The organism is Ruegeria sp. G2, from assembly GCF_056533505.1.
In genome coordinates, this window is sequence record NZ_JBQFON010000003.1 from 383589 (window position 1) to 389588 (window position 6000).

General features: G+C 52.3%; 5 protein-coding genes. 1 reads left to right on the top strand and 4 read right to left on the bottom strand.

What is annotated here, in order from left to right:
* Positions 1 to 149 precede the first annotated feature (149 nt).
* The 4 genes from ACR0DU_RS08945 to ACR0DU_RS08960 form a co-directional block, all read right to left on the bottom strand.
* Positions 150 to 1259, bottom strand: coding sequence for an HlyD family secretion protein (locus tag ACR0DU_RS08945; protein WP_170775957.1), 1110 nt, complete (start codon positions 1257 to 1259; stop codon positions 150 to 152).
* A 393-nt stretch (positions 1260 to 1652) separates the two neighbouring features.
* Positions 1653 to 2633, bottom strand: a complete 981-nt coding sequence (locus tag ACR0DU_RS08950) for a CobW family GTP-binding protein (RefSeq protein ID WP_170780678.1) — start codon at positions 2631 to 2633, stop codon at positions 1653 to 1655.
* 4 nt (positions 2634 to 2637) lie between these two features.
* Positions 2638 to 4110, bottom strand: coding sequence for a guanitoxin biosynthesis MBL fold metallo-hydrolase GntH (gene gntH, locus ACR0DU_RS08955; RefSeq protein WP_170775959.1), 1473 nt, complete (start codon positions 4108 to 4110; stop codon positions 2638 to 2640).
* Positions 4111 to 4120: 10 nt separating this feature from the next.
* Positions 4121 to 4375, bottom strand: coding sequence for a hypothetical protein (locus ACR0DU_RS08960; protein ID WP_480873762.1), 255 nt, complete (start codon positions 4373 to 4375; stop codon positions 4121 to 4123).
* Positions 4376 to 4453: 78 nt separating this feature from the next.
* On the opposite strand from ACR0DU_RS08960, the gene ACR0DU_RS08965 reads away from it, so the two are divergent.
* Positions 4454 to 5797, top strand: a complete 1344-nt coding sequence (locus ACR0DU_RS08965; RefSeq protein ID WP_480873763.1) for a hypothetical protein — start codon at positions 4454 to 4456, stop codon at positions 5795 to 5797.
* Positions 5798 to 6000 lie beyond the last annotated feature (203 nt).

Sequence of the window (6000 nt, forward strand, 5' to 3'; positions counted from 1 at the left end):
GGCTCCAAATAACCGTTCTCTGCGTTGCAGCGCCTCTCAAGTTTTTGAGCGACTGCTTTGAGGTCTGAGCGATCGCTAGTTTCAATTCGCTTCAACGACCGCTTTGCGGACAATGCTGCCATTCGTTGCAGCATGGCACCCACTACGAGTCACAAATAATTCAATTGTTTAGTTACCCAGAATAGGATTTCGGCAAGAACCCCGATCGCACCTGCTTTTTCAGTCATTACCAATGCTGTTCCAGATGTACCAAAAGGTGGAGCTTCGAAACCGGAACTGTCAGATAACTCGATCAGCACCGGGTAACTAGAAATACCGGCTAGCTCTCGTATTGAAGGAAGGCCTGAACGCAGATCCAGTGTCCCCTCAGATGATCCGACCGGCAAAGCAACAATGGTGCCAGCAAGCTCCGTGCCCGGCTGTGTCCGCAGCGCCAACCTGATTTCGTCTCCGATATTCACATTTTGACGACTGGATTGCGGGAGGGAGGCTACAATGGCGAAATCTAGTGGATCAACAAAGGTTATAGCACCTTGAAAAGTGGTGGCACGGTTTCCAGGCCTTAGTGTAACAGCAGAAACAACGCCATTTCCGGGTGAATGAACCTCTGTCTCTTCAAGGCTCCATCTAGCCTGCTCGAGCGCCATTTCAGCTTCGACAACTGCCACGTCTCGGCCGTCAATCGTAGCGGAAATTCGACGCTCCAGTCCCTTTTTGCGCGCTTCAGCTGCTCGGATATTCGCGGCCAATTGATCAATCGTAGCAACGGCTTCTTGGAGTTGAAAAGTTGTCGATGCGCCTCGCTCTTCCAATTGGATGATATCATCACGCCTCTGCTGCCCGAAGAGAAGCTGAACATTCAAAGACTCGATTTCTGCCTCGGCTGCGGCGAGGTCAGTCACCAATTGGTCTGCCGAAGACTTAGCCGTTTCTAGAGAAGCCTCAAGGCGTGATACTTCAGAGGCAAATACGTCAGGCTCAATTTTGAAGAGTAAATCGCCTTCGCTAACCGATTGATTGGCCTCAACAGCTACCTCAACAACTGTTCCCGATACGTTAGGTGCAATGTTTGTCTCAATCCCTTGAACTGAAACTGGACCAGTGGGCGTCGTGTGATTGAGAGCTCCTATTACGACAAGAGCAATCACTGCTGCGCCAGTGTAGATAACCGTTTTCCAAAACCCGTTCCAAGGAAGCCATTTAAGTTTAGAAAACACCAACCAAATCAAGCCGAAGTAAAGACTTAAGACGATGAGCATCAATTAACCTCCGAAATAACGCCAGTTCCCTATCGCATTTACAAACGCCAAAAAAACTCGAACTATAAGGCATAGATGTCTCGAAACATACCGCTGTTCTCCCGATGCCAACAGCCCTCTACGCAGCCACCTCGTTTAAGTAATTCTGATAGTCCTTTTCCAGCTCAGCCCACTGATTCCAGGAAATAGTTTTAGTGACCGTGATGCAAACAAGATAGGTGTTTATTTTCGGTGCTAATTTGCAGTTTAGCTGCTCCCTGAAGCTAAGGCCGTCCAAAAGGTCCGGTGCCATAAGTTGGGGAACGGTCCACTCACTCTCCGTACCCGGCCGAACTGGATGAAATTGTCCAGCACGGTTGACTTATAGCCAAGATAATTGATCGAATCTGGCTCTCAGACTGTCTCAATAAGCGTATCCGAAAGCACATCCTCGGAGAGCGCCCCAGGTGCACCTATTGCGACAAGCCTTGTTTCGGGTTTGCGGTCACCCCAAGCGCCATCCCTTGCGATGTCCATGCGCTTTCCGACAACCTGTACAAGAATGCGATGATCCGGATCCTCCTCGCTAAAAACAAAACCCTTGAGGCGATAAACGTCGCCCGGAAGCTTTCGAATTGCACTCCGAAGAGAAGACAAGCTTATCGGGCGTTCAGCTTTCATCATGGTTGTTGAGAAGCTGTCCGAGTGATCAGAGTGGTGGCAACCACAATCCGGTCCATGTTCGTGATGATCGGGTATTTCTGTTTCGAGCTGTTCGGCGGCAAAACGACCAACGGAAAGAAGGATGTCCAGTGGGACGTCTGCGTTGACGGCTTCGACTAGACGATATCGACGGAAGCGAGACCCAAGCCAATCGTGCACCCTTTGAACAGCCGCCTTGTCGACGAGGTCAACCTTGTTCAAAATAACCATGTCCGAGAATGCGATTTGACGGAGCTTCAGTTCCATTTGTTCCGGCGCAGAAAAGAGCTGTTCCGCATCGACCAGGCACATGAGGCTGTCCAAGCGGATCATGTCCCGAAACTTCTGATCTGTGAATGTCATTGCAATTGATGACGGGTCCGACACTCCGCTTGCTTCAAGGACGATGTACTCCGGTTTCTCAGGCCGGGCGAGAACGGCCTCTACTGTTTCGATCAGGTCATCTCGGATCGAGCAGCAAACGCAGCCATTCGCGAGGCTCATCACATCATCTTCCAGGCCAACAACAAGATCAGCATCAACATTAATGGACCCAAAGTCATTAACCAGAACCGCAACCCGCAACCCGTGATTGCCGGTCAGGATGCGGTTCAAAAGTGTTGTCTTACCGGCTCCAAGAAAGCCGGTAAGGATCGTTACGGGGATTGCGGATGACGACCCAAATTCGATCATGTCGTTACTCTGCCTTCTTCTTGCGGTTCGGGATCACGTCATCGACCTTGATTACGAAATCACTGGGCCACTCGGGATCGGGAGCACGGAATACGTCCGCTGGATAGTATTCTTTAGGATCGATCTCCATATCACGGTATTTCTGGTCCTGCTGTTCGGCACGTGATGACCGCGGTGCTGGCGGCTTGATTTCATCCGGCAACGTGATCTTGCCTTCTGCTTCCATCTTGCCCAATTCGCGGAATGGCGCGACCGAACCAGATTTTCCGGGAAGTGTCGCCTTGCGATACCAGATTGCATCTTTGGTGACGTTGACGACGGCGACATCCAAACCCCAAGCGAACAGCCCATCATAGTGGGCACGGATTCCCGCCAGCATTTCGGCATCGATGTCCTCGTCTTGCGTATAGTGGGTTACCATTGCAAGCCGTGGGCGCGCCTCAGCCATCATCTTACCGACCGCATAGTGCGATGTATGATGCGTATCGATTGTGTAGTTGAACAGCTCTTGCGGCAGACCGTATTTGTAGGTCATCAACTGACCGATATCCTGTCCGGACATTTCGGTCACAAACACATCGACGCCTTTTCCGTATTCAAGACTCAGTTCATCGGGGCGGCCATCGCCGGTCCAAACAAAGCTCAGTCCGTTCCAATCCAGCCGATACCCGACTGCACCGTCTTTGGCGTGGCTACGAGGCCAGGACCGGACAGTCACGCCATCTTCGTCATAGACGATGCCACCTTCCTGGCGGAAATCGAATTCGTTGACCTCAATCTCATAGCCGTCCCCTATTGGGAACACATCAAAGGCCTCCAAATGCCATTTGAGCATCTGCTGCATACCTTTTACCATTCCGGCCGTGCCAAGCTCGGGTGTCCGACCTGATGGACCGTGAATGCGCAGCGGTGTGTAGCCACCAGACCAAGCCCGGAACGGGTAGATGTAAGGAATGTCGGCATAATGATCCACATGCAGGTGCGTGATGAAGATGTCGTTGATTAACTGACCCGGAACCTGCATCCCGATAATATTACGGACACAACCTGACCCGAAGTCGAAGAAGAACCTCTTTCCGTTTCCCAGCTCGACCATGATACAGGTGCCAGCCTGATCTTCGCGGGGCGGAAACGGTGTTGAACCACAGAACGATATCCGCATTTCGTCGGGACCGAGCTCTTCGGAAAGCGGGAAGTAGTTCGCGTTCGAACCCGTCATGTATTTTGTAGGGCGGAAGTACTCCGGAAGCGTGATACCGCCCGCGGGTCTGCCGCCGTAAGGGTTCTTAAGGCTTTCACCCAGTGGGCCATCGCTGGGGTGTGCCTGTGCAGCTCCTGTACCGTAGCTAACCGCACCGGTCGCGACTGCGCCCGCTGCCAGTCCCTGCATAACGTGTCGTCGGGAAGGGTTTTCGATGTCGTCAGATTGCTGGTGCGTTTCGTTCTTAAGATCTTTGCCGTTGTCGTCTTTTGTCATGGCTATGCCCTCAAATGGAAATGTTGCTAGGATCGCGCTTCACCATCCGGCGAAGCTCGTTCACGAGTTCAGATTTTATGTGGGCCCATTCCGCGCGCTCTGAGGCTGTGATCGATACATCATCCAGCAGCTCGGAAGCTTTCTTCAGGTCTTCGATAACTTCTTTGAGCAACGCATCCCTTTCGATACGCCCTGACAGCGCCTCGGACAGTTCTGGAATCTCTTCTGTCAGGTCCACCGCCACTGGATAAATCCCGGCTCCCACTATCTATTCTCACATCGAGATGAGTGTGGTTGACCGTGCAGGCCAAGTGAGTCACCGTGAGCTGGGGGTGAGTTTGCCTTGAACAAAGCTAATGAATTGCCGATAGATCAACATGTTGAGCAGCCTTCGCCGGATCTTATACGGGAAGCGCTCGAGCGGGTTGTATCGAGCGACGAGTTCCAAGCTTCACCCCGTCTCCAACAATTTCTTACATACGTAGTCGAGGAAACTATCGCGGGTCGCGGTCCCCAGATTCGAGGCAAAGCTATTGCAGTGGAGGTCTATGGGCGACGCATTGATGGCAGTGGCGGCCAAAACCTCGTTCGCGTCGAAGCAAGGCGGCTGCGTCGGCTATTGCGCGAGTTTTACGAAGATCAATGGGACGGCGAAGGTGTTCGCATTTTTGTTGATCCCGGCGGATACAAGCCGCGGTTTTCATACGAACCTACAATTGACGACCTAACATCAAGTGTGTGGAACAGCAATGAGCCCGGTGCGCTTCAGCCTTTGCTGCAACTTCTACCAGTCGGGCTGGGCGTTCTTGCAGTAATCGCTGTGCTTGGCATCTGGTTGATCCGGGAAAACACGGGCGGTTTGCCCACAGCTCAATCCATTGAACAGGCTGAGCGAACTGCTCTTGGTGAGCAGTCTTTGACAAGGCTTCAGGCGGCTAACCTTGCGGACCAAGCCAGAGGTATGTTTTTTCCTGTTTTCGATGTCAAACGCCAGCAAATAGCACTGGGGATGTTTCAGCATGCGACGGAGCTAGACCCCGCACTCTCCGATGGTTATGCCGGATCGGCACAAGTCCTGGCGACTTTGGCCATGCTGTCCCCTGATAAAGCACAAAGAGATGACCTCTTTTTCCAAGCTTCGGAGATGTCGGGAAAAGCACTTGATCTATCTCCAACCGATGCCTGGGCAAACGGTGCAAATGGTTGGGTATTGGCCACCCAAAACATCCCAGTCGAGGCTATGAAATACGCAAGTCTATCAGTCGAGCTTGCGCCGAATGATGGTCATATTCTGGATCTTGTTGGCATCACTGCCATCATGGCGGGCGCCCCAGATCTTGCGGCTGAGGTTAGCGATCCAGAAAGACTCAGGTCAGGATCGGGCCGCTTTGGCGCACGAAACATTTGGGGTGTATCGCAACTGATGCTCGGGAATTACGAAGGCGTTGTGGACGCCTTTAAAGGCGCGCCCGCAGCCGGTGCGCCTGTAAGTGCTCCTTCTCTCCTGTTCCAAGCCGTTGCGCAGGATCAGTTGGGACATACCGAAGAAGCTCAGCGACTTATTTCCGAAATGCGCAAAACGTGGCCGGAGTTTCCATCTGAATTTCTCGCCGGCAGGATTTTCCAAAATGATGACGCAACGCGGCAAGCGATACTGGATACTCTGAGTCGTTATCGGCCCGGATAAAGTCGTAGTTAGCACCTCCAACCAATTTAAATTTGATTGCGCGGTCGATTTCAAACGCGTCCCCAGTGATGCCACGGACATGTTATCTTTTTCCAAAGGATGGGTCCGCTTTGGGCTGAGGGTGTGTGGAAACTCGTTTGGTTTCTCGACGATGAGGATGTTTCAGTCGATTTTGTGGAGGCAGCCGGATTTTGGGCCACTTT

What these genes read in the sequence shown, in the direction of transcription:
- ACR0DU_RS08945 (WP_170775957.1), bottom strand. Translation starts at nt 1,259, where the DNA reads ATGCTCATCGTCTTAAGTCTTTACTTCGGCTTGATTTGGTTGGTGTTT.
- ACR0DU_RS08950 (WP_170780678.1), bottom strand. Translation starts at nt 2,633, where the DNA reads ATGATCGAATTTGGGTCGTCATCCGCAATCCCCGTAACGATCCTTACC.
- gntH (WP_170775959.1), bottom strand. Translation starts at nt 4,110, where the DNA reads ATGACAAAAGACGACAACGGCAAAGATCTTAAGAACGAAACGCACCAG.